The organism is Candidatus Hydrogenedentota bacterium (assembly GCA_018005585.1).
In the GTDB taxonomy this organism is placed as follows: Bacteria; Hydrogenedentota; Hydrogenedentia; order Hydrogenedentales; family JAGMZX01; genus JAGMZX01.
Map to the genome: position 1 here is coordinate 1 of JAGMZX010000051.1, position 24700 is coordinate 24700.

Here is a 24700-nt window from a genome sequence, read left to right on the forward strand (position 1 = left end):
TTGCGGGCATTTGGGAAGCCGCGCCGCCGCGCACCAGTGACGGCGCCGGCGCGCCGCGCGCAATCTGGTTCTGAAACGCGCATCCATCTCGCGCTGACCCTGTAACGCGGTCCAGTTCCCGTGGTATTCTAAAAGGCATCCTCAGTGTCTCAGGTCACGCCGGAAATGATGCCCGCGCACAAGCACATATCCTTGCCCCACTTTTCCCTGCGACATCCCGTTACGGTCGTCATGGTGACGCTAAGCCTGTTTGTGCTCGGGCTCATCGCGCTCGACCGCATGCCCCTTGAGTTTCTCATGCGCATTGATGTGCCCATCCTCAGCGTGTATATCCCCTATCCCGGCGCATTACCGGAACAGGTCGAACGGGAGGTGGCCATCCCGGTTGAGGCGGAATTCCGCATGTTGTCGGCGCTTGAACGGATCAACACATGGTCTGACGGGAACGGCTGCAGTGTGATGCTGCGATACGCCTGGGACACGGACATGCGGTTGGCGGCCGCCGAACTGCGGGACTTTATCGAACGTCTCAAGTTGAAGCTACCGGACGAAGTGGACCGGGTCTTCATTCGAAGGTTCAGTTCCGACACGGCGCCGGTGCTTCGGTTTGCTTTGTTCCGCGGCGAGTCGCAGGATGAACTGGCCCAGTGGGCGCGCACCGTGCTCAAAGGCCGCCTCATGCGGATTAAGGGCGTTGCCGACGTCGAAGTCTCCGGGAGAGACCACCCCGAGGTCTATATCGAGTTCGATCAGGGCGCGCTCCAGGCGCGTGGCCTGAGCCTGCATAACGTCGTGCAAACGCTGCGGCAGGTCAACATCTCGGCCGGTGTCGGCAGCCTGGACGCGGCCCGTCACCGGTATCTGGTCCGTGTGGACGGTCAGCTCGAGACGCCCGCGGGTCTTGAGGAGATCGCCCTGTCCGCTGACGGCGTACGGTTGCGCGAAGTCGCCCAGGTGCGCGTATTGCCGCCGGAAGGCGCGTCCGATTTTTCCGTGGATGGCCAGCGCGGCGTGTTTGTGAACGTGCTGCGCGAGTCGGAGGCCAATACGGTCGCGACGTGCGACGCGGTCCGCGCGGAGTTGGCGCGCCTGCCAGAGGAGCCGGGTCTTGAAGACGCGGCTGTGTTTATCTTTGACGACCAGGCGGCAATCATCCGTTACGCTTTGGGCCAGTTGTACACGGCCGGCACGTACGGCGCTTTTCTGGCCTTCGCGGTGCTGTTGTTGTTCCTGCGCAATATGCGTGCCACCGTCCTGGTCGCGCTGATGACGCCCGCATCGCTCGTTGTCGCGCTCGTGTACCTGTTCTTCAGCGGCCGAAGCCTCAACCTGGTCAGCATTGCCGCCATGATCGTAGCCCTCGGCATGTTGGTGGACAACGCCATTGTCGTCATCGAAAACATCCATCGACTGCATGCGCTCGGCGGCGACCGGCGGGACAACATCCTGCGCGGCGCCGCGGAAGTCGGTCTGGCCATCACCGCGTCGACGCTGACCACCATCGTGGTCTTCATTCCCGTGCTGTATATGGATGCGGGCGAGATGTCCTTGATCATGCGCGAATTCGCGGGGCCGGTCACGACGGCGTTGCTGGCGAGCCTTGTGCTTGCGCTCACGGTCTTGCCGCTCGCGGAAGACCGGCTCGCGGGACTCTACCCGCAGACGGCAAACGGCGATGCCGCAACTGGACGTTGGGGAAGGTTCCGGCGTGCGTTCACGCGCATGGGCGGCATGCTTTCCTTTCAGGGCTACTACAAGGAACTGCTTCGAACGACGCTTGCCCGGCGGCCGGCGGCGCTGGGCATGCTTGCCATCTGCATCGGGCTGACGTATGCGGGGCCTTTCCGCGAAGTGGGATTGCAGGACATGCCGAGCCTCGACCTCCGGCAGGTGCGCGTTCAATTCCGCGCCGATCCCAACTACGGGCCGGGCGGTGTCCAGCAGACCGTGGCGCGGATGGAGACCGCGTTGAATGATCGCCGCGAGGAATTGGGCATCAAAAATCTCTACATACGCAGCGGCGGCTGGGGTGGTGAAATCCGGGTCTACCTTGCCAAGGAAGAAGACCTGAAGCCGGGCGAGCAGTTCCCGTACTCGACCGAAGAAGTCCGGGACAGCCTGTCCGTCCTGCTGCCTCGCGCGGTGCCGGGTGCAACGATTGACTGCGGCGTGGCCCGGGCTGACTTGGGCGAAGAACAGCGCGTAAGCGTTCATCTGCGGGGCGACGACAGCCGCAGAGTGCGTCAATACGCGGAGGCGTTTCTGGACCGCCTCGAACAGGAGCCTCAGCCGGCGCTCAAGGATACTCAATTGGACCGCCCGGAAGACGAGCAGGAGCTTCAATTGCGGGTGGACCTTGCGCGGGCGGCCGCCGTGGGCGCGACGCCCCTGTTCGTCGCGAGCACGGTGGATTTTGCCTTGCGCGGCACGCGCCTGCCGCCGCTGCGGTCGGCGGGCGAAGAAACACCCGTCTGGGCGCGGTTTCGCGCGGAAGACCGTCGCGGAGCGGAAGACCTGCTCAATATTTCCGTACCCGGCATGGCGGGCGGGCTGATCCCCGTGGGCAGGCTTGCGCGCGTCGAGCGCGCGCCGACGCCGCCGGCCCTGTACCGGGAGAACGGCAAGAATGTCATGTCAATCACCGGCACCGCGACAGACCACAACCTCACCCGTGTCCAGGGTGAAATCAGCCGCAGCATGGAGCGGTTCGAGATGGAGCGCGGCTACAGCATGGACCTCGGCGAACGCTTCAGCGAACTTGCCGCCAATTTCCTCAATTTCAAAAGCGCACTCGTGCTTGCAGTTGTTCTGATCTACATTGTCATGGCCGCGCTCTTCGAGTCGCTCCTCCTTCCTCTGTCCATCCTGACCACCGTGCCGCTCGCCTTTGTCGGCGTGTATTGGTCGATGTACCTCACCGATACGCCCCTCGATACGGTCGCGCTGGTGGGGTCCATCCTCATGTGTGGTGTTATCGTGAATAACGGTATCGTGATCGTGGATTGCATCAACGAGCTGCGCCGCGGCGGGATGGACCGCTTCGACGCGATTCTTGGCGCGGCCGTAAACCGGTTGCGGCCGGTGCTCATGACGACCCTGACCACGATACTGGGAACACTGCCGATCGCCATCGGGTCCTCCGGGGAAAGCAGCGCGCTTACCAGCCTCGGGCGCAGCTTCGTCGGAGGGATTACCGCTGGCACGATGCTTACCCTGTTTGCCGTGCCGCTGGCCTACACGCTGGTAGACGATTTCCGTGTATGGGTTGCGGGGTTCCTCGCCGGATTCAGGCGTTCACGTCGCGCCGAAGCATGAAATAGAAGCTCCCGCTTCTGGACACGGCGAGCTATGGCCCCGGGCAGAACCCGTCCTCTGTCGGCGGGTCGGCATCCGGGCATGGGTGATAACCGCCGGAATTGTAGAACTGGATAAGGCGAAGCAATTCCGTCAGCTTGACCTGCCAGTCCGGGCCGGACGGTGAGTAGTCGCTGTCGTGCGGGCAGCACAATTGATTTGCGCCGGGGCCGGGCACGTATCCATCTTCCGTCGCATCGGGTGTTTCAGCGCAATAGAATCCGCCCGAATTGTAGAACTGGATCACGCGCAGCAACTCGGTCAATTCGATCTTGCTGCTATGGTCCTGGTCCGCCGTGTGCCATTCATCCACACAGGGATCGCCTTCACCCTCTCCTTCGCCTTCACCCTCACCCTCGCCTTCGCCTTCACCCTCGCCTTCACCCTCGCCCTCGCCTTCACCCTCGCCCTCGCCTTCACCCTCGCCCTCGCCTTCACCCTCGCCTTCAGCACCGCCCATGCCCAAGCATATACCCATGTCATCCGTAATGGTCACAAAATCGCCGAACATATTGGCTTGCAGGGAATAGTCGTCCCCCGTCTCGGAATTCAGCCACGAGAACGAGCACTCGGCATCGCCGACGGCAGAGATGGACACCCATCCGTTCTGCAGGTCTACCGGATTGTCCAGCATGGCCACATACTGATAGACGGGGAAACCTTCGTAGAAGAAGGCCGTATCGGTTCTTTCGGGCGTCACCGTCGCATCCAGCACCGTTACACCGGGCCAGCCGCCATCGTCCTCGCGGAAGACAACTTGGAAGGAATCCGGGTCGCGGCCGCAGGGATTAGGTGCGCCAGACCCCGCCGCGTTCATGCCCCACCACGTCAGGACGCCGATGGGGACAATTACACCGGAGAAGTTCTCGAATACGCGGAACCCCGGCGTTTCGCTGCTGAGATACGGCCACCAATGCGCTGCCGCGCCCGGCGGCTGGCCGAAAACCGCGCCGAGCAGGCAGAGGGAGATTTGGTCCTCCACGCTGCCGTTGCCCGCGAATACGTCGAAGCAGACATCATCGACGAGGAATTTCACGGTACTTCCGGAAAAGGCGAGTTTCTGCAGGATGACCTTGAGCACGGCTTCGAAGCGAAGCTCGTGTTCCTGACCGTCTGCATACCGGGACGCGTCAATCGAAACCGCGTTGTAGTCGGAATATTCCGTCTGACGCAATCCGAATGCGCGCAGGATGTGGCCGTCCACGTACACCCGCAACACGCCTTCGAACGAAGGCATCAGTTCCTGAATCTTGAGGTTGAAGTGAAGGGTGGCCACGCCTGTTGCAGGCATGGTGAGTCTCTGGACGATATCCTTTGTTTCAAAACGCTCGTCGGGAGGGCCGATGTACGGTACTTCGTACCCGAACACGGCGGCGCAGGCGCCCGACGCCGCATCGCCGGTCTCCTCTATCACCGTACCGCCGTCGTACGACGACCATTCCGTCCAGGCTGCGTGCGCCAGCTCAAATGTGCCGTTTCCCGCGATGCAGCCGTCCCATTGCCCATCGCCGTCCGTGTCTTCATCATTGGGATCCAGACCCAGGTCGTGTTCCCAGCCGTCCCACAAGGTGTCGCCGTCAGAATCCCGCGCACCGGGTTGCGTACCCGTATCGTAAGGCGAAACGTAGACGCCCGTTCCCGTCTCGAAGGCGTCGGCGACGCCGTCGTCGTCCGAATCCGCGAGGCGCAGACCGTAGGTAGTGCCTACGTTGATCCAACCAACGTTCTCGCCCCAGGCGTGCCCGGAGAACTCTCCCGCGGGCGTCATGGCCACGGCGCCGCCCTGGACCGTCTGGAATCTCACCCAACCGATGTTCTCGCCCCAAGCATAGCCCGATAAATGGCCGTTCCCGTTGTGGTTCACGCCGAAATCGGTTGCGGTCGTATTCGAGTATGCGTCGCCGTCTTCAGGCTCTCCGTCGCCGAAATTCAGCCAGCCTGTGTTTTCGGTCCAGGCATAGCCCGACAAGAACCCGGGGGCGGCCGTAATGCCGCTGAAGACCGGGTCGCCATTGCACCAGCCGATATTCTCACCCCAGGCGTGGCGCGCGTTCGGGTCGATGTTCGAACACACGCCGGCGCTGCACAGAAGCAGCGCGAGACCGCTTGCGATTACCCGTTTTGCCTGTCTCATCTGAAGCATGGGGGCATTCCCCACAGTGTCAGTCTTTCCGGGCGGATTCCTGCTGCCGCGTTGGGTCGGCCGCGTACTCCCAATTCGCCCATGTCGAGATGCCGTCTTCGGCCCAGGTCCACGTTATCTTCTGGTACACGAAGGATACTTCTTCCATATGGACGTATGAGGGTTGAATCGACACGATGATGGCGTCTTCCAATGTGATCTGGAAATACTGTTCTTCCTGCGATTCGGCGTTGATGCGGTAGAATTGAAGGGTAACCTCGTCCAATACATCTTGCTGCACCAGCGCCTGATAGAGCAGGGGGCTCGACTTGTCGATATACTTGGTTATGACGACGGGCTCGTGACGGCGTTGACCGGTGGGCATGCCCGATGAAGCATCTCGCGGCGAGACCAGTTCATGACCGAAACTCTCCACAACAATAGTCCCTTCCCGCGTCTCCACCGTGCAGCTTCCCTGGATGTCGGGTCCTTGAATGCGCATATGGATAAGACCCTTGCCCGTGATGTCGCCCTCCGTCGGCATCGTGGCGTGGCTGCCTGCATCGAGCGCATCCAACTTGTTGTAGATGTCGTCCAGCGTATGCATGGTCGGCCCCGGCGGCGCGGACGGTTCGAGCGAACCCGAAAGCGCGAGGCGCGGATGAGCGAGCATGACCGTGGCCGCCAGCGCAAAGAACACCACACCCATAAGAACGACCTTGTGATAGCGCATCGTGTGTCTCCCGCCCTCCATCAAATGGGGCAGTATTGTCTGCTCTTAGAGCCGCAGGAGAGAGGGCTCCCGTACCGTATCACCGCAAACACTCTGCGAATCACGTCCCCCAACAATGCCTGCGGCATCCTACACGGGGCGATCCGTATTTTATCACTATTCTTATTTTATAGGAACCGCTACCGTTTGTCAAGTGGTCTGAATCGGGGCGTTCTTTTCTCGACGAAGGCGGTCAGACCCTCGACACCGTCCGGGTGCCCGCCGCATGCGGCTATGCCTTGGCGTTCGAGTTCCAGTTGTTGTTCCAGCGAATTGCCGTAGGCGTCCTGGAGCAGCCGTTTCGTCCAGCCGAACGCGTGCAACGAACGCCCGAGCAGGTCTCTGGCCAGTGCTTTGGCCTCGTCGAGCACCTTGTTGTCGTCGGCAACACGCGTGACCAGTCCCCATTCCAGCGCCTGGGCGGCGGAAATCGGCGTATCCAGCGCAATGATCGCCAAGGCCTCCGCCGCGCCAACCAGTCGCGGCAGCGTGAATGTGCAGCCGCCGTCGGGGCACAGCCCCGCCGCGGTGTAGGCGCATCGCAGCGTGGCCGAGCGCGCCATGACCCGGAAATCGGCGGCCAACGCGAGCGAAAAGCCGCCGCCCGCGGCTGCTCCGTTAATCGCGGCGATTACAGGCTTCGGCGTCCGGCGTATCTCCGTAATCGCCAGATGGAAGACAGGCGCGAGAGCGTGAAACGCGGCGCGGGCGCCCTCCGGCGCGGCAAGGACGGCCTTGAGATTGCCTCCCGCGCAGAAGGCTTTTCCGGAACCGGTAATAATGACTGCCTTGACCTGTTCGTCCGTCGCCGCGCGCGCGAGACCGTCCGCCAGCGCCTGAATAGTGGGGCGGTCAAAAGCGTTATAGCTCTCGGGCCGGTTCAAGACGACGGTTGCAATGGCCTCTTCTTGTGAAATCAGGATGGGTTCGGACATGCGCGCAATCTCCCTTGGAGTCTGGCCGGACTGCCGGCGGCCGTCAAGCCGCCGCCGGTGGTTTCAACGTGGCTTTGTTTATACTATACGTGCCTGCTCGCAGTGAAACGCGGGCGGGGCGGAGCCGATACGTGGCCGAAACCATACAGATAAAACTTGCGGAACGTTGCGTCGAGGTGGAGGGGGGTATCACGCTGCACCAGCTTCGCGCGCGGGTGAAACCCGATGCCGACGTGGTTGTGGTCAACGGCGCGCCCATGCCGCACGACCGCCCCCTGCAATCCGGTGACGAAGTCGTTTTCATCAAGCGCGGCGAGATGCCGGGTCGCGAGGAACTCGAGGCCCTTATGGCCGCTCGCCACACGCCCGGCGTTCACGCCGTGCTGAAACGTTCCGCCGTCGGCATCGCGGGGCTCGGCGGGCTCGGTTCCGCGATTGCGATTGCGCTGGCGCGCATAGGCGTGGGCCGGCTCGTGCTTGCGGATTTCGACGTGGTCGAGCCGAGCAACCTGAACCGCCAGCAGTATTTTATCGACCAGATCGGCCTGTACAAGACCGATGCGCTCCGCGCCAACCTTGTGCGGATCAATCCTTACGTCGTTCTTGAATGTCACACGGTACGCTTGACAAAGCAGAACGTACCGGTCATCTTCCGGGACGTGGGCGTGATGGTCGAGGCGTTCGACGCGGCGGACCAGAAGGCGATGCTCGTCGAAAGCTTCTGTACTGCGCGGCCGGGCGCGCCGATCGTGCTCGCTACCGGTCTGGCCGGTCACATGCCGAGCAACACCGTGACGACACGCAAGGTGGGCCGCTCGCTCGTGGTGGTCGGCGACCTGGTCACAGCAGCCGCGCCGGGCACGGGGCTCATGGCGCCGCGGGTCGGCGTCGCCGCGCACCATCAGGCAAACGCGGTGCTCCGGCTGCTTCTCGGGGAGGATCCGGTGGCATGAAACGGGAGGCATGACGTATTCATGAACATTACGGTCCATTTGCTTGGCCAGCTGGGCCACATCGCCGGGCGCGACAGTGTCGCGGTGGAAGCGGAGGATGCGGCATCGGTCCGCGAAGTGGTGCTGCACGTGACGGCGGCGCACGGCGCTTCCTTCCGCGAGATCGTGTTTACGCCGGACGGCGCGTTCCGCCCGTCGTTGATGGTGCTGTGCAACGAGGTTCCGATAGACAAGGATGCGCCCCCAAAACTGCGCGACGGCGACCAGGTCACGCTGCTCACCGCGATTGCCGGAGGTTGACGGTGGTTTCCCTGACCAATGACGAAAAGGCTGTCTACGAATGGCAGATGTGGGTCCGCGATTTCGGTGAAGAAGGCCAGAAACGGCTGCGAAACAGCAGCGCGCTCGTTTCGCGCGCCGGGGGGCTGGGCGGCCCCGTGGCGCTGCAACTGGCCGCGGCGGGCATCGGCAGGCTGGTGCTGGCCCACGCGGGCACGGTCCGGCCCAGCGACCTGAACCGGCAAATCCTCATGACCCACGATGGGCTGGGCAAGCCCCGCATCGCATCGGCCGTGCGCAGGCTGGAGGCGCTGAACCCCCGGGTCGAGGTCGAGGGCATCGGCGAGAACATCAGCGAGGCGAACGCGGACGCGCTTGTTTCCAGCGTGGATATCGTTTTCGATTGCGCGCCATTGTTCCAGGAGCGCTTCGCCATGAACCGCGCGTGCGTCGCCCGGCGTAAACCGCTCATCGACGCAGCCATGTTCGAGATGCAGTGGCAAGTGACCACGATCATTCCCGGGGAGACGCCATGCCTCCAGTGCATATACCCGGAGATGCCGCCCGGCTGGAAGCGCGAATTCCCCGTGTTTGGCGCGGTAGCCTGCATGGCCGCGTGCGCCGCCGTCATGGAGGGGGTCAAGCTCCTTTCCGGCATGGGGCCGTCGCTGGCTGGGAAAATGCTATATTTCGATACGCGCATGATGCGCGCGCGCACGGTGCCCTTGGCGCGCAGGCCGGAATGCGCGGTGTGCTCCGGCGTCTGAGCGGCGCCGGGGGAATCGGCCGCATGGGTGCGGCAAAACCGATAACGGGGAGAATCCGCGATGCGTAGAGCCTGGTTGGCCTTGCTGATAAGTCTTGCGGCGTGCGCGGGGCTGATCGCCCTGTTTTATGCCGATAACCGGAAAGAAGAACGCGCCCCGTCGCTGACGTTTTATTGCGCCGCGGGCATGACCGCGCCCGTCGAGCGAATAGCCGCGCAGTACGAGAAGGAATACGGGGTCAAGGTGACGATCCAGTTCGGCGGCTCCGGCACGTTGCTCAGCAACATCCAGGTAGCGCGCCAGGGTGACCTCTATCTCGCGGCGGACGCTTCCTACATCGAAGCCGCGCGCGGAAAGGAACTCGTGGCGGAGACCATTCCCGTCGCATACCTGCATCCTGTGATTGCCGTCGCACAAGGCAATCCGAAGGGCATTCAAGGGGCCGAAGACCTGTTGCGCGAGGATGTGCGCACGGCCCTGGCGAACCCAGACGCCGCATCGATTGGCAGGCTGACCCGGGTTATGCTGGGGGATAGCGGCTTATGGGACGGCATTCAGGCCGCCGTCACGGCGCGCGGCGTGTTCAAGCCGACGGTAAACGACGTGGCCAACGACGTCAAGCTGGGCACGGTCGATGCGGGAATCATCTGGGACGCACTCGTGCCGCAGTTCGCGGGGATTGAAGCCTTGCCGCTGGACGAGGCCGGGAAGCACACGCAGGAAGTGCAGATTGCCGTGTTGACGTACAGCAGCCGTCCCACGGATGCGCTGCGGTTCGCCCGATACCTGGCGGCGCGCGACCGCGGGCTGCCCGTCTTCGCGCAATGCGGCTACACGCCGGTCGAGGGGGATGCGTGGGCGTGGATGCCCGAGATCCTCTATTTCAGCGGCGGCGTGAATCGCGTGGCTATCGAGCAGCTTGTAAAGGAATTCGAGCAGCGCGAAGGCTGCAAGGTAACGACCGTTTACAACGGCTGCGGTGTCCTGCTGGGCCAGTTGAAACTCGGCGAACAGCCCGATGTGTATCACACGTGCGACGGCTCGTTCATGAGAGGCGTCGAGGACCGCTTCGATGCGCCCATCGAGATCAGCCGGACCGATATCGTCATCCTGGTGACCAAGGGCAATCCGCACGGCATCGCCTCGCTCGCGGACCTCGCCGCGCCAGGGCTGCGCGTTGGCCTCGCGCATGAGGAGCAAAGCACGCTCGGCTGGCTGACCGCGCGCCTGCTGCGCCAGGAGGGCCTGTACGAGGCCATAACGGCCAACGTGGTGGTCAACACGCCGACGGCGGACCTGCTGGTGGCGCAGCTGGTTGCGGGGGGGCTGGACGCGGCGGTTGTTTACGAGGCCAACACGAAATCCGTGCGCGACAAGGCGGATGTGCTGCCCATCGATCGTCCGAACGCCTTGGCCACGCAGACCTACGCGATTGCGAAAAGCAGCAGTCAGCGGCATCTGATGCAGCGCTTCCTGGATGCGCTGCATTCAAAGGCGAGCCGGGAGCGGTATCTTGCGGCCGGCTTTGAACTGGTAGAAGGCCCCGGTGCGCCATGACTGGCCGGGCCTTCGAACCTCCGGGCAATCATCGCCGCGTGCGTTCGGACGCCCCCTTTTATGCCGGCCTGCTGCTGCTGAGCGGTTTCTACGTGTTTCTGATTGTCGCGATGCTCGTTGCCGACCTGACCTTCGCGGGGCGCGGCGAGTTCCTGCGCGCGCTCACCGCTCCCGAAACGCGCTACGCCATCAAGCTCAGCCTCATCTCCTGCACATTGGCGACCGTCTTCTCGCTCTGGGTCGCCGCGCCCGCGGGTTACCTGTTCTCCCGTTACCGGTTTCCCGGCAAGGCGCTGTTCGATTCCATTCTGGACGTTCCGATCGTCCTGCCCCCGCTTGTAGTCGGCCTGAGTTTGCTCATCCTGTTCCGCACCGCGCCGGGCATCGCTTTCGAGACCTTCTACGAGCGGGTGACGGGCGCGCGAATCACCTACGCCGTGGCGGGCGTCGTGCTGGCGCAGTTCACGGTCGCGTGCGCGTTTGCCGTGCGCACCATGCGCGCCACGTTCGACGGCTTGAGTCCGCGCCGCGAGCAGGTGGCCCTGACGCTGGGATGCTCGCGCGGGCAGGCCTTCTGGCTCGTGGCGCTGCCCGAGGCGCGCAAGGGTCTCGTCGTGGCCGCAACCCTTGCCTGGGCGCGTTCGCTCGGAGAGTTCGGGCCCATTCTAATCTTTGCGGGCGCAACCCGGCTGAAAACCGAGGTGCTGTCGACTACCGTCTTCCTGGAAATGAGCGTGGGCAACGTCGAGGCCGCCGTCGCGGTCTCGCTGCTGATGATCGCGGTGTCCCTGGCGGTGCTGGTCATCGTGCGGGTCCTTGGCTTCGCGGAATACCTGCGATGAAACGGAAGAGGAGGCGCGCCCGTGATCTGCCTGGATGACGTCACCATCCGCGCGGGCGCATTCCTGCTGCCCGGCGTCAGCCTGACCGTGCCCGCGGGGCAATACGCGGTGCTCATGGGCAAGACCGGCTGCGGCAAGACAACGCTGCTCGAAGCGGTCTGCGGCCTGCGCACGGTCGTTTCCGGCAGTATCACACTATGTGGCCGCGACGTGACGCGACTGCGCCCCGCGGAACGCGGCATCGGCTATGTGCCGCAGGACACGGCGCTGTTCTCGACCATGACCGTGCATGACCATCTGGCCTTTGCCCCGCGTCTCCGGCGCTGGTCCCGCCGCGACATTGAATCGCGCGTAGCCGAACTGGCCGAACTGCTCGGGATTGTTCATCTGCTTCATCGCAAGCCCGACGGGTTGAGCGGGGGGGAGGCGCAGCGGGTCGCGCTTGGGCGCGCGTTGTCGTTCCAGCCGCGCGTGCTGTGTCTCGACGAGCCGCTCAGCGCGCTCGACCAGGATACCCGCCACGAGATGCACGCCCTGCTCGCCTCCGTCAAGCAGCGCCTTGGCATGACGGTCCTGCACGTGACCCATGACCGGGACGAAGCCGCGCGCCTGGGCGACAGGCTCTTCACGCTGGCCGATGGCAACATAGGGGAGGTGGAAAATCCGGGGCACTGCAACCACCTGTCCGGGAACGGCACGTGAATCGTTTCATTCGGGGTGCCCGCGCTCGTGTCCGCCCTGACTTCTGCGCAGTAGGAAACCTGCGCTTTTGAAGTGTCAGACGTGAAAGCAAAGGGGGCAAGGTCCCGTCCCCGGAGTCACGTGGCGCGCCGGCGGCAGCAATAGACGACGTGGTTGTCCGGGACCTGGAATCTCCGGCGCTCTTCTTCGGACAGGATGTCGTGTGGCGCGATTGGCTCAACGTCAAAAGCAGTCAGGCGGGCCGGGAAGTCGCTGATAGAATAATCCCGCACGTGATTGTAGATGAGCGGATTGGGCCTCTCGAACTCGCGGGTGTCCGGGACAGGCGCGAAGGGAACCATTATCAGGGCCGTGCCGGCGGGCTTCAGTATGCGCGCTATTTCCTCGAGGGCTCGCCGGTCATCCCGAATGTGTTCCAGCACGTGGATGCAGACGATACCGTCGAAGACGGCATCGCGGACGGACATGCACGTGAGGTCCGACGAGAAGCAACGGCTGGTGACTGCGTGGCGCGTCGCGCCCGGCTGCAGGTCCGAGGCAAAGAGACGGAGTCCCTCCGCGGCGCGCAGGAACCGCTGAGTCTCCGCTTCAGGCGAGACGTGCAACACCCGGCTGCCCGTCCGCAGGAACGCGGGTGGCCGGCGCATGAAGAAGAAATGCAGCATGCGGTGGCGGTCGTGCTGTCCGCATTGCGGACATTCCACCTGCGGGACAATCCAGTGGCCGACATCCAGAATCCGGAATGCATGGCCTTCCCACCCGCAGCAAGGACAAGCCACGCGCGGATGACGACACATCTGGTTGCGGATGCGGATGTAGAAATTCCACGCATGGGCGCGCAGCGCCGTCCAGCCCGCGCGCCAGCCGTGGCGACGGGTACGCCACAGCACTTCGCGGATACACCGGAGACCGCCGCCGAGAACAACGGATAAAGAAATGCCGGTGCGAGTCTCGTTCACGATGTCTCGCCTACAAACCGTGATACCACGCCATGGCCGTTATGGTATTAGGGATGGGCTCCTTGAGACAAGCCGGGGCCAACCCGCGCGGGACTCTGCCGTTTCGCGTCAGGTGCGCGAGCAAATATCTCATTTTTCTTAGTTAAGGCGGTGCGAATGCGCGGACCGGGCATAGCGCCGTGAAATACCGCTTTTCCGGTTGTTTCCAAGTTTATTTGCACAGGGGCTTGAACATTGCGGCGGAATCATGTACGATGAACATTCCCGTGTATAACGAACGTTAGGTAGGGAACTGAAGTCAGCAACAAGGAGAGGCGCCAATGAGGGAAATCAAGAAGGCTGCCGTCCTCGGTTCGGGCGTCATGGGCGCTGCTATCGCGGCCCATCTCGCGAACTGTGGCATTCCCAGTATCATGCTGGATATCGTCACGCCGAACTTGCCGGACGCGGACAAGAAGAACCGGAAGAAGCGCAACGCGCTGGTAGACGGGAACAAGCAGGCGTTGCTCAAGGCCAAGCCGTCCCCGCTCTATCGCAAGTCGTACATCGACATGATCGAGACGGGCAATTTCGAAGACGACATGTCAAAAATCGCTGATTGCGACTGGATCATCGAGGTGGTCATGGAACGCCTCGACATTAAGAAATCGGTCTTTGAGCAAGTGGCGCGGCACCGGAGAGCAGGCTCGATCGTCACTTCGAACACGAGCGGCATTCCGATCCGCGCGATGGCGGAGTCCATGCCCAAGGAAATGAGCCAGCATTTCATGGGCACGCACTTCTTCAACCCGCCGCGCTACCTGAAGCTGCTCGAACTGATTCCCGGCCCGGACACGCTGCCGGAGGTCATCGACCTGATGGCGTATGTGGGCGAGAACATTCTGGGCAAGGGCATCGTGTACGCCAAGGACACGCCGAACTTCGTCGCGAATCGTCTCATCACCTTTGCCATGCAGTATGTCATGCATACGATGGTCGAGGACGGTCTGTCGGTCGAGGAAGTGGACGCGCTGACGGGCCCGGCCATCGGCCACGCGAGTTCGGCGACGTTCCGCACGGCGGACTTGGTCGGCCTGGACACGCTGCAGAAGGTCGTGGCCAACGTGAAGAATGGCTGCCCGGACGATGAATGCCAGGCGATCATGTCCGGCCCGGCGTGGTTCGACGGCATGGTGGCGAAAGGCTACTTCGGCAATAAGTCCGGGTCCGGCTTTTACAAGGCGACCAACGAGCGGGACGAAAAGGGCAAGCGCGTCATACTCGGCATCGACCCGCAGACGCTCGAGTACCGGCCGCCGGTCAAGCCGCGCTTCGAGTGCACGGGCGCGGCGCGGGGCCTCGAGGAACTCGCCGAAAAACTGCGCGTCATGCACAACAGCGAGGACAAGGGCTCGAAGTGGCTGTTCAAGTTCGCCGCGAACATGGCGATTTACGCCGCGAACCGGATTCCCGAGATTTCAGACGACATCGTGAACATAGACAACGCGGTGCGCTGGGGCTTTGCGTGGGAAGTGGGCATCTTCGAGACGTGGGACATCCTGGGCTTCGACGATGTCTGCGCGCGGATGGAAGCGCTCGGCCTGACGCTGCCGCCTATTGTCAAAGCGATGAAGGAAAAGGGCGCCAAATCGTTCTACAAGACCGAGAACGGCGTCCAGATGTTCTTCGACCTGGCGACGAAGTCGTACCAGCCGGTTCCGAAGAATCCGAAGGAAATCAATCTGGTCAATGTGAAGACCGGCGCCCCGGCGAAGGAAGTCGCGAAAAACGAGAGCGCGAGCCTGATCGACGTGGGCGATGGCATCGTGTGCTGCGAGTTCCACTGCAAGATGAACGTCATCGACGCGGACTTGACGGCGATGCTGAGCCAGGGCGTGGACCTGCTGGAAGCGGACAAGTTCGAGGGCATGATCGTCGCGAACCAGGGCCAGCATTTCTGCGCGGGCGCGAACATTTTCCTCGTGCTCGGCGCGGCGATGCAGGGTGATTTCGCCAGCCTCGAGGCGATGGTTCGCGGCCTGCAGGGCGCGAACATGCGGATGAAGTACTGCGCCAAGCCCGTGGTTGCCGCGCCGCACCACTACACCTTCGGCGGCGGCGTCGAAATCTGCATGCACACGGACAAATGCGTGATTGCGGGCGAGACCTACGCAGGACTCGTGGAAGTCGGCGTGGGCGTGATTCCCGCCGGCGGCGGAACGAAGGAAATGCTCGTGCGGGCGCTCGAATACTTCCCGGACAACGTGCCGGCCGACCCGTTCCAGCACGTGCGGCGCGCCTTTGAAGACATCGCGATGGCGAAGGTCAGCACAAGCGGCGGCGAATTCGTTGAACTCGGCTACATGCGCCCGACCGACATCATCGAGCCGAATTTCGAGCTTCAGGTCGGTCGAGCCAAGGCGGTATGCCTCGGCATGCTCAAGTCAGGCTATCGTCCGCCGCGTCCGCCGCGGCTGTGGGCGCTGGGCGAGACCGCCGAAGCGGCCTTCATCCAGGGAGTCTGGGGCATGAAGGAGGCGGGCTTCGCCTCGGAGCACGACATGCTGATCGCAAGCAAGGTTGCCCACATCCTGTGCGGCGGCAACCGGATTCAGGGCACGCCCATGACCGAGCAGGACGTCCTGGACCTCGAGTGCGAGGCGTTCTGCAGCCTGTGTGGTACGGAAAAGACGCAGCAGCGCATCCAGCACATGCTGGCCAGCGGCAAGCCGTTGCGCAACTAACGCGTGAGGAGGAATGTAACTATGGACAAGGTTTACGTAATCTCCGCGGTGCGGACGGCCGTGGGCAAATCGAAAGCAGGCAGCGCCATCGCGCACGTTCGTCCGGATGACATGGGCGCTGTGGTCGTTCGTGAAGTGGTGAAGCGCTCCGGCATCCCGGCCGACCGCATGCAGGACGTCGCTATCGGCTCGGCGTTTCCCGAAGCGGAATCCGGCATGAACGTGGGCCGGATCATTGCTCTGGCCGCCGGGTTGCCCGATACCGTGCCGGGCGTCACCACCAACCGCTTCTGCTCGTCCGGTCTTGAAACCATGGCGAGCTTGGGCGCGAAGATCGAGGTCGGCATGCTCGAGTGCGGCGTCGCCGGCGGCACGGAATCCATGAGCCTGATCCCGATGGGCGGCAACAAGACGTGTCCCAATCCGAGCCTGGTGCGCAATAACCCGCGCGCCTACACGGGCATGGGCCAGTGCGCGGACAATGTCGCCAAGGACTTCAACATCACGCGCGAAGAATGCGACAACTGGGCCTATCAGAGCAACATGCGCGCCGTCGCCGCGATCAAGGCGGGAAAGTTCAAGGAGCAGATCATCCCGCTTGAGGTGAAGGGGCTGGACGGGTCTACGTACATCTTCGACACGGATGAAGGCCCGCGCGCGGAGACGACGCTCGAAGGACTGGCCAAGCTCAGGCCCGCATTCGCGGCCTCGCCGAAGCTCGGCGTGCACACGGCGGGCAATTCGAGCCAGACCAGTTGTGGCGCCGCCGCGACCGTGCTCGTCAGCGAGCGGATGCTGAAGGACATGGGCCTGAAGCCGCTGGCGCGGCTGCGCGGCTACGCGGTGGGCGCGGGTGACCCCGGTTATCTGGGCCCGGCGCAGGTTCCGGCGATCGACGATGCCCTGAAGCAGGCGGGCATTACGATAGCCGACATTGGCCTGGTCGAGTGCAACGAAGCGTTCGCGGCGCAGACGCTGTACGTCGTGCGTCATTACGGCTTGGACCCTGAGATCACGAATGTGAACGGCGGCGCTATTGCGCTGGGCCACCCGCTGGGCTGCACCGGCGCGAAGCTGGCCACGCAACTGATCTGCGAGATGAAGGCGCGCGGCGTGAAGTGGGGTCTCGAGACGATGTGCATCGGCGGCGGCATGGGCGCCGCCGGCGTATTCGAATTGTGTGAGTAGGCGAGCATACTGACTTGACACGAGCCGCCCCGGCCCCCGCGTGGGCCGGGGCGGTTTTTGGCGAACCCGGCATAATTGCCGGCTTGGGGAGCACAACCTGATAGTGTTCAGGTACTGTGGAACCGCAAGGACGCCGCGGTGACGCAGGGTCTGACGGAAGCGGGGAGCAAAGCCGCGGCCCGGTCAGCAAGAAGCCGCGGTTCACGACTCAAAGTCGTTTTCTTCTTCTTCCTCGTCCCCGCCTTCTTCGGGGCCGCCCAGGATGGACGCGTCCTGGCCCGCCATTTCCATCACTTCTTCCGAGGCGAAGATGGGGCAATTCACGCGCACGGCAATGGCGATGCCGTCGCTCGGACGGGAATCGATGCGCAGCACCTGCTCGACAAGCCCGGCGGCGTTCTTCTGCTCGACGTTCAGGTGCGCGTAGAACGTGTCGTTCTCCAGTTTGTAGATGGTCACGGAGCGCAGTTCGCCGCGCAACCCCGCGAGCAGGTTACGGATGAGGTCATGGGTCATCGGCCGCGGGGCTTTCTCTTCCATGAGCCCGGCCTGGATAGCGCGCGCTTCGGGGAGCCCGACGAGAATGGGCAACACGCGGTTTTCATGCCGCAAGAGCACCAGTGGATAATGCTGTTCGGGCGACTGGCTGACCCCCAGGATTTCAAGTTGTAACATGGCCACCTCCTCTCACCGCATTATACCGCGAATGCGGCTCGGCACTCGTCTATTCCGCCGGCCGAAGCCCATGCAGGCTGTAACGCCGGTCGCCTTCAACCGGGAATATGCGTATCGTATCGTAACCCTGTGCCGCGGCATGTTCTGGTACCGTGATGGTAAAGACCACGGCGCCCGCGCGCGTTTCGCGCGACGGGCCGAAGTCCTGCTCGGCGGCCACACGGCTTCCCGCGCACACGAGCATACGATACTTGTCGTTGCCGTCCATCGCAATTTCCCATGTGCCGGCGTGGACCACGCCGCCGAGACCGACCTCGATGCCGCGCTGGGTAAACGAGAGTGCTGCTCCTGCGCGCCAGGATGCCGCGGCGGTTTCTTCCGGCACGGGCAATTCACGTAACGATACCTGGAGAATACCCGGATACCGGTAGGCGTCCCGGTCGATCAGATGGTCGAATTGGCCGGTGTTCATGCGCCAGATCGCGGCCCAGCGTTCGCGCGCCCAGAACGGCCCGCGCGTGATCAGGACCAACTGGTCGTAATACTCGGCCAACTGCGTGTCCTTGATTTGGTTGCCGTCGTACGCAAACGTGGGGGGCTTGTCTTGGCGCGACGCCGCGGCCCGCCCGGTAACGATGCGCCTCAGCTCGCTCCAGAGCGGCCATTGCCGGAACGAACCCGCGAGCAACGGCGTGGTTGCCTGGAAATCGGGCGGATGTAGTTGCATGGCCTGCCCGGTCTCGACGTATCCCGGCGGGATGGTGCGCGTGAAGTGGCCGATGCGCCAGTTGGGACTGTAGCAAGCGGGCAGCCGCGCGAGCAGCGGGTCCGCCAATGCGTAGTAGTCAATGATGTGCGCTTTGGGTCCGGCGAAATAACCGCGAAAGCCGACGCTCCCATGCGTGCGCACGACCGGTTTGCCCTCGAGCCGGTACCGCTTTCCTTCGTGGGCGAAGCGGTTCGTGGGCAGGTCCAGATTCCTGCGATACCGCAGCAGCCCCGCTTCGCTGAAATAGAACTGACGCTCGTTGCCGATGCCGTGTGTGTCCTTGAACCCGGCGAGACCCCTAATCGTGCGGGAATCCGCATATATGGTGGGTACAGGCGCCGCCCATGCCTCTTTCATTGCCGCCTTGGCCGGGGACGCGGCGTCGCGCCCTGACCAGTCCGGCATCCCGAGTCCGACCCACGCAATTGCGGCGACCACGGGGGCCCAGGCCCAGCGCGGGGCGCTGTCGAGCAGACGTCCCAGGCCCGCGCGCGCCAGCGCTCCGATGCGCGCCCGCTCGGCCTCCGTCCAGCCCGTGACCAGGGCCGCACCGCAGACGAACGCGGGCGTGAAAAAGCGGCCGGTCATGAAATCGCCGCCGATACGGATTACGTAGATTACATAGAGCACAACGCCAAACGCGGACGCCACCGCCGGGCCGCTCCCGCGCAGCAATGCGGCAAGGATGCCCGCGGCCATCGTCCCGGTTGTCAGCGGATCGCGCCGCCACGAATTTTCGAGGTAGTGCCATCCCTGACGGACGAGTTCCGGGTCGGCTATTCCCGTGGCGAGTTTGGCGTAGGCCGTGTTCGGGAACGGGAAGCCGTAGTAGATGACCGAGAAGACCTCCCACGCGGCCAGCGGCAAGAGACCGGCCAGCACTGCCGCCGCCGCCCGCAAGCTTGGCGCGCGCATCCACGCCGCGATGAGCCCCGGCAGGAACAGCAACAGCGTGTCCAGCCGGTTCAGCGCTCCGAGCGCCGCCAGGACGGCCAGGACGAAGACGTTGCGCGCGCCGGGCGCGCCGTGGAACAGTGTGGCGAAGAACAGGGCCAGCAGCAGGTGCGTGAGCGGGTTTTCAAGACCGGAAGACGAGTAGTCCACATACGCCTGGGAGAACAAGAGCAGCGACACGGCGAGCAGGCCCGCCCCCAGGGTCCGAGCCACGCGCCCCGCCAGCACGGCAACGGCGAACACGCTTACCATGAGCGAAACGGCGATCGTCGTCAGAAAGTGCTCGCGCGTGAAGTAGTACGGCGCGGCGATGACAAACAGCCACAAGGGATGCGTGTAGGCCTGCACCCGCTCGCCTGCATTCCACGTCAAGCCCTCGCCGCTGACCCAATTGTCGACGGTCCGCAGCGTGATATAGGCGTCGTCGCAGAGCCACGCCGTGCGCACGAATACGAGCGCCAGCAGCGCGATCGCAAGCGCCAATACGGCCCGGTTCGCCGGGTTGCCTCTGCCGCCGCTATTCATCAGGGGCCGGCTCCTCCGGCGGGGTTCTCGGACCGCGCCGCGGCAGCCGCGGCTGGAGACCCTGCGGCCACGTTGGGCCTGGCGGCGCGATGGTCGGGCCGGGCTTGGACGGCCGGTTCCCGGTGCGCGCGACATAGGCCGCAATTAAGCCGTCGTTACCGCCGGTATTCATCGCCCAGATGGCGCGGAAACGGTCCACACTCCATATCGGCCCGCGCGTGATGCGCGTCAACTGGTCATAAAACGCCGCGAGGTCCGGGTCGTCGAAACGATCGCGCGCGCCGCGCAACAGGTCAAGGTAGCCGTCGGGTATGTCGCGCTTGAAGTGGCCGATGTGCCAATTGTTGAGGTCTTTGGCCGGCAAGCGCGCGAGCAACGGCTCCGAGAGCGCGTGGTAATCAACGATATAGGGCTCCGGCCCCGCGTAATAACCCTTGAAACCCGTTGCGCCGTACGCCGAAACGTGCGCGCCCCTCGCGCGCAGCATGCGCCCGTCGTCCGCCCATTCATGACGGACTTCCCAGCCGTTTTCCGGCCCGCGCAGCAGCCCCGTCGCGTGATAGTAGAAGCCGCGCTGGTCGCTGACGCCGCGCTCGTCGCGGAAAGCATTGCCCGCCTGCGTCAGGCGGTCCTGGCCATAGCCGGCGTCCGTGAGCACAATCGGATACGGCGACATGAAGCATAACAGGCCCAGCACCATCACCGCCGCCGTGGCGTGCCTGAATTGCAGAGGCGCGCGCGCCAGCAGCGCCGCCGCCACGAGCAGCGTCGCGGTCAGATAGCGCCCGGCCATGAAGTCGCCGCCAATGCGCACGGTGTAGGCCGTATACAGCGCCGCACCGAGTGCGGGGGCCCACGCGCGGCGGTCGCGCAATGCAAACGGCAGACCAAACCCGCACAGGACCACGGCCAGCGACTGCGGGTCGATCTCCGCCTGGCTTATGAAATAGGCAAGACCCTGCCGCGCCAGGCTGGCGGCGGGGATGCCCGTGTTGAGCTTCGCGTAGGCCGTGTTCGGGAACGGGAAACCGTAATAGGCCAGGGAGAAGGCCTCCCAGGCCACAAACGGAAGCAATCCGCACGCGGCGGCGAGGCAGCCGCGCCAGGACCGTGTCTTGACGGTCAGGTAGACCAGCGCGGGCAGATACAGGAGCAGCGTGTCCATGCGCGTGAGCGCAGCAAGCCCCGCCAGCAGCGAGAGCGGCAGCACCTTCCGCGCATCGGGCCGATTACTGAAAAAGACCGCCAGAAATGCCGCCAACAGCAGGTGAGTCAGGGGGTTTTCCAGTCCCGACGTGCTGTATTCGACGAACGCCTTCGAAAACGCGAGCGCAGCAAGCGCGGCGACCGCGGCCGAGGGCGATTCCGCGAGGAAGAGCACGATCAGGACCGCCGTTGCAAGCGTGATCACGAGGCTTAACACCTGCGCGGTGACAAAAACCTCGTGCGTGAACGCATAGACGGCGGCGAGCAGCAGCATCCAGAGCGGGTGCGTGAACGCCTGGACACGTTCGGCCGTATTCCAGCGCGGGCCGTAGCCGCTTACGAGGTTGTCCACGGTGCGGAACGTGATGTAGGCATCGTCGCACAGCCACGACGCGCGCACCGCGACGGCCATGAACCCGGCAAGAAACAGGACGATCAACAAACCGCCCAGAAACCGGCCATACCATGTGCCCCGAGATTCGATACTCCTGCTCCTGCTCGCGGCTCAGGACGCCGCGCCGTTCTCGTCGTCCAGATAACCGATGGCTTCCAGTTGGCGCCGTTCCTCTTCCGAGAGTGCCGCATGTTGCGGCGTGGGCGGCGCTTTCGGGTGATCCTGCACCCAGGTTTCCACGAACTGGCGCATCGGCGCCATTTCCGCGGCGTGCCGCCGCGACTGGTCCGTGCGGATACCCTGTTCGCGCCCGCCGCGCGCCTGCAACTCTTGCGGCGGCAGGCCCTGATGGGACGCGCTATTGTCGAAATATTTCCACGCGGCAGCGTAGGCGCCCACCTTCGACGCGCCGCGGAAATCGGTTTCCGTGATAAAGTACTCCGGCAACGCGGCCGTTTCCACTGCGCCGTCCATCAGCGGCTTCAACGACACCCCTTCGACAGATTCCGGCACGGGCGCGCCCGCGTATTCGAGCAGCGTCGGCAGCAGTTCCAGCAACCGCACCGGTTGTGCGATCCGGGCACGGGCCGGTTTCCAGCCCGGCTGATACAGGATCCATGGAACCACTACCTGCGACTCGTAGAGCAGCCAGCCATGGTAAAGCGACTTCGCGACGCCGGGGTGGTCGTCGAGCCCTTCCCCGTGGTCACTGAGGATTGCAAACAAGGTGTTTTCCCAGCCGTGGAGCTTGCAGAGCGCCTCGATGAACCCCGCCGTGTCGTCCGTCAATTGCCTCACGGACTGCAAGTACTTCGGGTACCGCTCGCCCGCGGACAGGAACATGCCCTGGTATTCCGGGCGGCGCAGCGTGTAGTCGTCGCGCACATACCACTCGTGGATTTCCATCAGGTTCAACTGCGCGAAGCAGGGGCCTTGCGCGTGCCGCCGGGCGAAATCCAGCGTTGCCTCATACAACTGCGGAGCGGACGGCAGCGGCACGCGCCCGCGCACGTTGTCGCCGTGGGCCTCCTGCATCCAACTGAAAACCACGTCGCTCTCGATGTACTCGTCAAAACCCAGGTGGAAGTTGTAACTGCGGTTCAGGTTCGGGTTGGCGGTTGCGCCGAAGGTGGCGTAGCCGCGCCGTTTCAGGAGCATGCCGAGCGTGTCGAAGCGGCTGTCCAGGATTTCATTCCGCTCGAGGTAGAGGCCAAGGTCGCGAGGGTAGCGCGATGTCAGGAACGACCCGATCGATGGGCGCGTCCAACTGCACTGCGCCACGGCCCGCTCAAACAACACGCCTTGGGCAGCCAGCGCGTCCAGCTTCGGCGACACTTCATGCGGGCAGCCATAGCAGCCCAGTTTGTCGGCCCGCAGCGTGTCCAGCATGATCAGGACGATGTTCGGCGGCGTATTCGACGAAGACGCGCCCAAGGCCGGGACAGGCCCTTCCCCGGCTTTCGGCGCATCGTCAGGCGGGGGACCGCACCCCGGCCCCGCGGCCGCGCCCAAGCCGGCCAGCGCTGCATATGAAAGGAAATCCCTGCGTGTGATGGCGCCCATGCGACACTCTCAGCAACCCCAAGTTTCGCGACAGTATACCTTGAACGGCGGTGCAAGCGAAACGGCGTGGACAACGCGACAGCGGCGTTTCCGCCGTTTCATAGGAGGAGTACGCGAACAAAACGAGAATACATTGACAGCTCCGGTGTGGCGCGTTATCATGATTTTGCTGCAAGCGCAGACCCGTTCAGGAACGCTTTTATTGGTGAGGAAAGCGCGCCTGTGCGCGGGAAGAAAGGGGGTAGTTGTGAAGGTGCTCGTGGCGGATGATGACTCCGTAATGCGAAAGCTGCTTGAACGGCAACTTTCCGAATGGGGGCATGAGGTGTGCACGGCCCGGGACGGCACGGAAGCGTTACGGCACATCGAGAATCAGCCTGAACTGGACGTGCTCCTTCTGGACTGGATGATGCCTGGCCCGGACGGGCTGGAGGTGTGCCGGCTTGCGCGGCAACTGGAGCGCAGCCACTACGTCTTTATCGTGCTCATCACGTCCCGCAGCGGCAAGGAAGATTATCTGGCGGGCATGTCGGCGGGCGCCGACGACTTCGTGACCAAGCCGGTGGATACGGACGAACTCCGGGTCCGCATGTATTCCGCGGAGCGGGTGATCCGCTTGAAAACGGAGGCACAAGTGCAGGCGGCCATCGCGGCGGAACTCCGCGAACTGGACGCCATGAAATCAGCGTTTATCAGCCTTACCTCGCATGAGTTGAGAAGTCCCCTGGCGATCATCATGATGGACCTGGATTTCCTGACCATGCAAGAGGCGTTGCAGCGGGACGACCTGCAGGAAGTGGTGGGTCTTGCCTCGAAAGCAGCGGAACGGCTCTGCCGTATCGTCGAGGAGACACTGAAAGCGAGTAAGGATGGGAATTACAGCAAGGGGCTGAACCTGGAACCCGTGGATGTGCATGCGCTTGTGCGCGAAACCGTGGACGAAGTGATGCCCTTTGCCGCTCTCCGGTCTCAGCAGATACACATGCAAATAGAACCAGACCTTCCCGGAATCATGATGGACGCGCCCAAAATTCGAGATGCCTTGGCCAATTTACTCATGAATGCCGTCAAATTCACGCCAGACGGCAAGGTGATAGATGTCAAGGTGGTTCGAGAGTACTCGGGGGCCGTCGTTTTTTCCGTTACCGACCCGGGAATTGGCATCTGCGACGCCGACAAGCCGCACATTTTTGAGCACCTCTTCTCCACGTTGAACATCATGCATCATTCGTCGGGTTTCTACGAGTTTGGAAAGCGCGGCATTGGCCTGGGATTGGCCATCGTGAAGAACTTTGTGGAATTGCACGGCGGGTCAGTGGGATTTGAAAGCACGGAAGGCCAAGGGTCCTGTTTCCATTTTACGGTCCCCGTGATTTCCTGACACCGTGAGCCGTGACGATGTCGCGTGCGTGGAACGACGGGACATCGCCGGTGTGAGTCGTAGTCGGAACCCGGACTCGG

At 63.5% G+C, this 24700-nt stretch carries 18 protein-coding genes; 10 read left to right on the forward strand and 8 right to left on the reverse strand.

All coding sequences use genetic code 11. The features are described 5' to 3' along the window. Positions 1–144: 144 nt before the first annotated feature. The gene (locus KA184_10550; GenBank protein ID MBP8130004.1) at positions 145–3315 is read left to right on the forward strand and encodes an efflux RND transporter permease subunit; all 3171 of its coding nucleotides are present in this window, start codon (positions 145–147) and stop codon (positions 3313–3315) included. Between the two features lie 31 nt (positions 3316–3346). Here KA184_10550 and KA184_10555 read toward each other — a convergent pair whose 3' ends face one another. The 3 genes from KA184_10555 to KA184_10565 form a co-directional block, all read right to left on the reverse strand. After that, entirely contained in the window at positions 3347–5497 is a 2151-nt protein-coding gene (locus tag KA184_10555; GenBank protein ID MBP8130005.1) for a hypothetical protein, read from the reverse strand. Positions 5498–5516: 19 nt separating this feature from the next. Beyond that, positions 5517–5978 (reverse strand): type VI secretion system tube protein Hcp, encoded by a 462-nt coding sequence (gene hcp, locus KA184_10560; protein MBP8130006.1) that lies wholly within the window; start codon positions 5976–5978, stop codon positions 5517–5519. Positions 5979–6388: 410 nt separating this feature from the next. Beyond that, positions 6389–7183 carry an enoyl-CoA hydratase/isomerase family protein gene (locus tag KA184_10565; GenBank protein ID MBP8130007.1) on the reverse strand — a complete coding sequence of 265 codons (795 nt, stop codon included), beginning with the start codon at positions 7181–7183 and terminating at the stop codon, positions 6389–6391. 143 nt (positions 7184–7326) lie between these two features. On the opposite strand from KA184_10565, the gene thiF reads away from it, so the two are divergent. The 6 genes from thiF to KA184_10595 are packed head-to-tail and all read left to right on the forward strand — an operon-like array spanning position 7327 to position 12283. Beyond that, a complete protein-coding gene (thiF, locus tag KA184_10570) occupies positions 7327–8136 on the forward strand; it encodes a sulfur carrier protein ThiS adenylyltransferase ThiF (protein ID MBP8130008.1) in 810 nt (269 codons plus the stop codon). Between the two features lie 21 nt (positions 8137–8157). Next, the gene (locus KA184_10575) at positions 8158–8436 is read left to right on the forward strand and encodes a MoaD/ThiS family protein (GenBank protein ID MBP8130009.1); all 279 of its coding nucleotides are present in this window, start codon (positions 8158–8160) and stop codon (positions 8434–8436) included. 47 nt (positions 8437–8483) lie between these two features. Then, on the forward strand, positions 8484–9182 hold the full coding sequence (locus KA184_10580; GenBank protein ID MBP8130010.1) for a HesA/MoeB/ThiF family protein: 699 nt from the start codon (positions 8484–8486) through the stop codon (positions 9180–9182). A 60-nt stretch (positions 9183–9242) separates the two neighbouring features. Beyond that, positions 9243–10739, forward strand: coding sequence for a molybdate ABC transporter substrate-binding protein (gene modA / locus KA184_10585; protein MBP8130011.1), 1497 nt, complete (start codon positions 9243–9245; stop codon positions 10737–10739). Continuing rightward, positions 10736–11581, forward strand: coding sequence for an ABC transporter permease (locus KA184_10590; protein ID MBP8130012.1), 846 nt, complete (start codon positions 10736–10738; stop codon positions 11579–11581). Before modA ends, KA184_10590 begins: the two co-directional genes overlap by 4 nt. Positions 11582–11602: 21 nt before the next feature. Further along, entirely contained in the window at positions 11603–12283 is a 681-nt protein-coding gene (locus tag KA184_10595) for an ABC transporter ATP-binding protein (protein MBP8130013.1), read from the forward strand. Between the two features lie 116 nt (positions 12284–12399). Here KA184_10595 and KA184_10600 read toward each other — a convergent pair whose 3' ends face one another. Next, positions 12400–13242 carry a methyltransferase domain-containing protein gene (locus tag KA184_10600; GenBank protein MBP8130014.1) on the reverse strand — a complete coding sequence of 281 codons (843 nt, stop codon included), beginning with the start codon at positions 13240–13242 and terminating at the stop codon, positions 12400–12402. A 320-nt stretch (positions 13243–13562) separates the two neighbouring features. Here KA184_10600 and KA184_10605 point away from each other — a divergent pair, with 320 nt between their 5' ends. Both KA184_10605 and KA184_10610 read left to right on the forward strand, forming a co-directional pair. Further along, on the forward strand, positions 13563–15965 hold the full coding sequence (locus KA184_10605) for a 3-hydroxyacyl-CoA dehydrogenase/enoyl-CoA hydratase family protein (protein ID MBP8130015.1): 2403 nt from the start codon (positions 13563–13565) through the stop codon (positions 15963–15965). Positions 15966–15986: 21 nt separating this feature from the next. Further along, complete coding sequence (locus tag KA184_10610; GenBank protein ID MBP8130016.1) at positions 15987–17153, forward strand: thiolase family protein; 1167 nt, start codon at positions 15987–15989, stop codon at positions 17151–17153. Positions 17154–17354: 201 nt separating this feature from the next. Here KA184_10610 and KA184_10615 read toward each other — a convergent pair whose 3' ends face one another. The 4 genes from KA184_10615 to KA184_10630 form a co-directional block, all read right to left on the reverse strand. Then, a complete protein-coding gene (locus tag KA184_10615; protein ID MBP8130017.1) occupies positions 17355–17828 on the reverse strand; it encodes a bifunctional nuclease family protein in 474 nt (157 codons plus the stop codon). Positions 17829–17877: 49 nt separating this feature from the next. Continuing rightward, a complete protein-coding gene (locus tag KA184_10620; protein MBP8130018.1) occupies positions 17878–20076 on the reverse strand; it encodes a hypothetical protein in 2199 nt (732 codons plus the stop codon). After that, positions 20069–21721, reverse strand: a complete 1653-nt coding sequence (locus tag KA184_10625; protein MBP8130019.1) for a hypothetical protein — start codon at positions 21719–21721, stop codon at positions 20069–20071. The genes KA184_10620 and KA184_10625 overlap by 8 nt, the downstream gene beginning before the upstream one ends. A gap of 66 nt (positions 21722–21787) precedes the next feature. Then, entirely contained in the window at positions 21788–23239 is a 1452-nt protein-coding gene (locus tag KA184_10630; GenBank protein ID MBP8130020.1) for a sulfatase, read from the reverse strand. A gap of 280 nt (positions 23240–23519) precedes the next feature. Between KA184_10630 and KA184_10635 the strand changes: the two genes are divergently transcribed. Then, positions 23520–24620 (forward strand): response regulator, encoded by a 1101-nt coding sequence (locus KA184_10635; protein MBP8130021.1) that lies wholly within the window; start codon positions 23520–23522, stop codon positions 24618–24620. Positions 24621–24700 lie beyond the last annotated feature (80 nt).

Bases quoted from the DNA above. Each gene is read 5' to 3' on its own strand.
- KA184_10555 (MBP8130005.1), bottom strand. From the start codon at position 5,497: ATGCTTCAGATGAGACAGGCAAAACGGGTAATCGCAAGCGGTCTCGCG.
- hcp (MBP8130006.1), bottom strand. From the start codon at position 5,978: ATGCGCATTCAAGGACCCGACATCCAGGGAAGCTGCACGGTGGAGACG.
- KA184_10615 (MBP8130017.1), bottom strand. From the start codon at position 17,828: ATGTTACAACTTGAAATCCTGGGGGTCAGCCAGTCGCCCGAACAGCAT.
- KA184_10630 (MBP8130020.1), bottom strand. From the start codon at position 23,239: ATGGGCGCCATCACACGCAGGGATTTCCTTTCATATGCAGCGCTGGCC.
- KA184_10635 (MBP8130021.1), top strand. From the start codon at position 23,520: ATGCGAAAGCTGCTTGAACGGCAACTTTCCGAATGGGGGCATGAGGTG.
- KA184_10620 (MBP8130018.1), bottom strand. From the start codon at position 20,076: ATGAATAGCGGCGGCAGAGGCAACCCGGCGAACCGGGCCGTATTGGCG.
- modA (MBP8130011.1), top strand. From the start codon at position 9,243: ATGCGTAGAGCCTGGTTGGCCTTGCTGATAAGTCTTGCGGCGTGCGCG.
- KA184_10575 (MBP8130009.1), top strand. From the start codon at position 8,158: ATGAACATTACGGTCCATTTGCTTGGCCAGCTGGGCCACATCGCCGGG.
- KA184_10580 (MBP8130010.1), top strand. From the start codon at position 8,484: ATGTGGGTCCGCGATTTCGGTGAAGAAGGCCAGAAACGGCTGCGAAAC.
- KA184_10590 (MBP8130012.1), top strand. From the start codon at position 10,736: ATGACTGGCCGGGCCTTCGAACCTCCGGGCAATCATCGCCGCGTGCGT.
- KA184_10605 (MBP8130015.1), top strand. From the start codon at position 13,563: ATGAGGGAAATCAAGAAGGCTGCCGTCCTCGGTTCGGGCGTCATGGGC.
- KA184_10565 (MBP8130007.1), bottom strand. From the start codon at position 7,183: ATGTCCGAACCCATCCTGATTTCACAAGAAGAGGCCATTGCAACCGTC.
- KA184_10610 (MBP8130016.1), top strand. From the start codon at position 15,987: ATGGACAAGGTTTACGTAATCTCCGCGGTGCGGACGGCCGTGGGCAAA.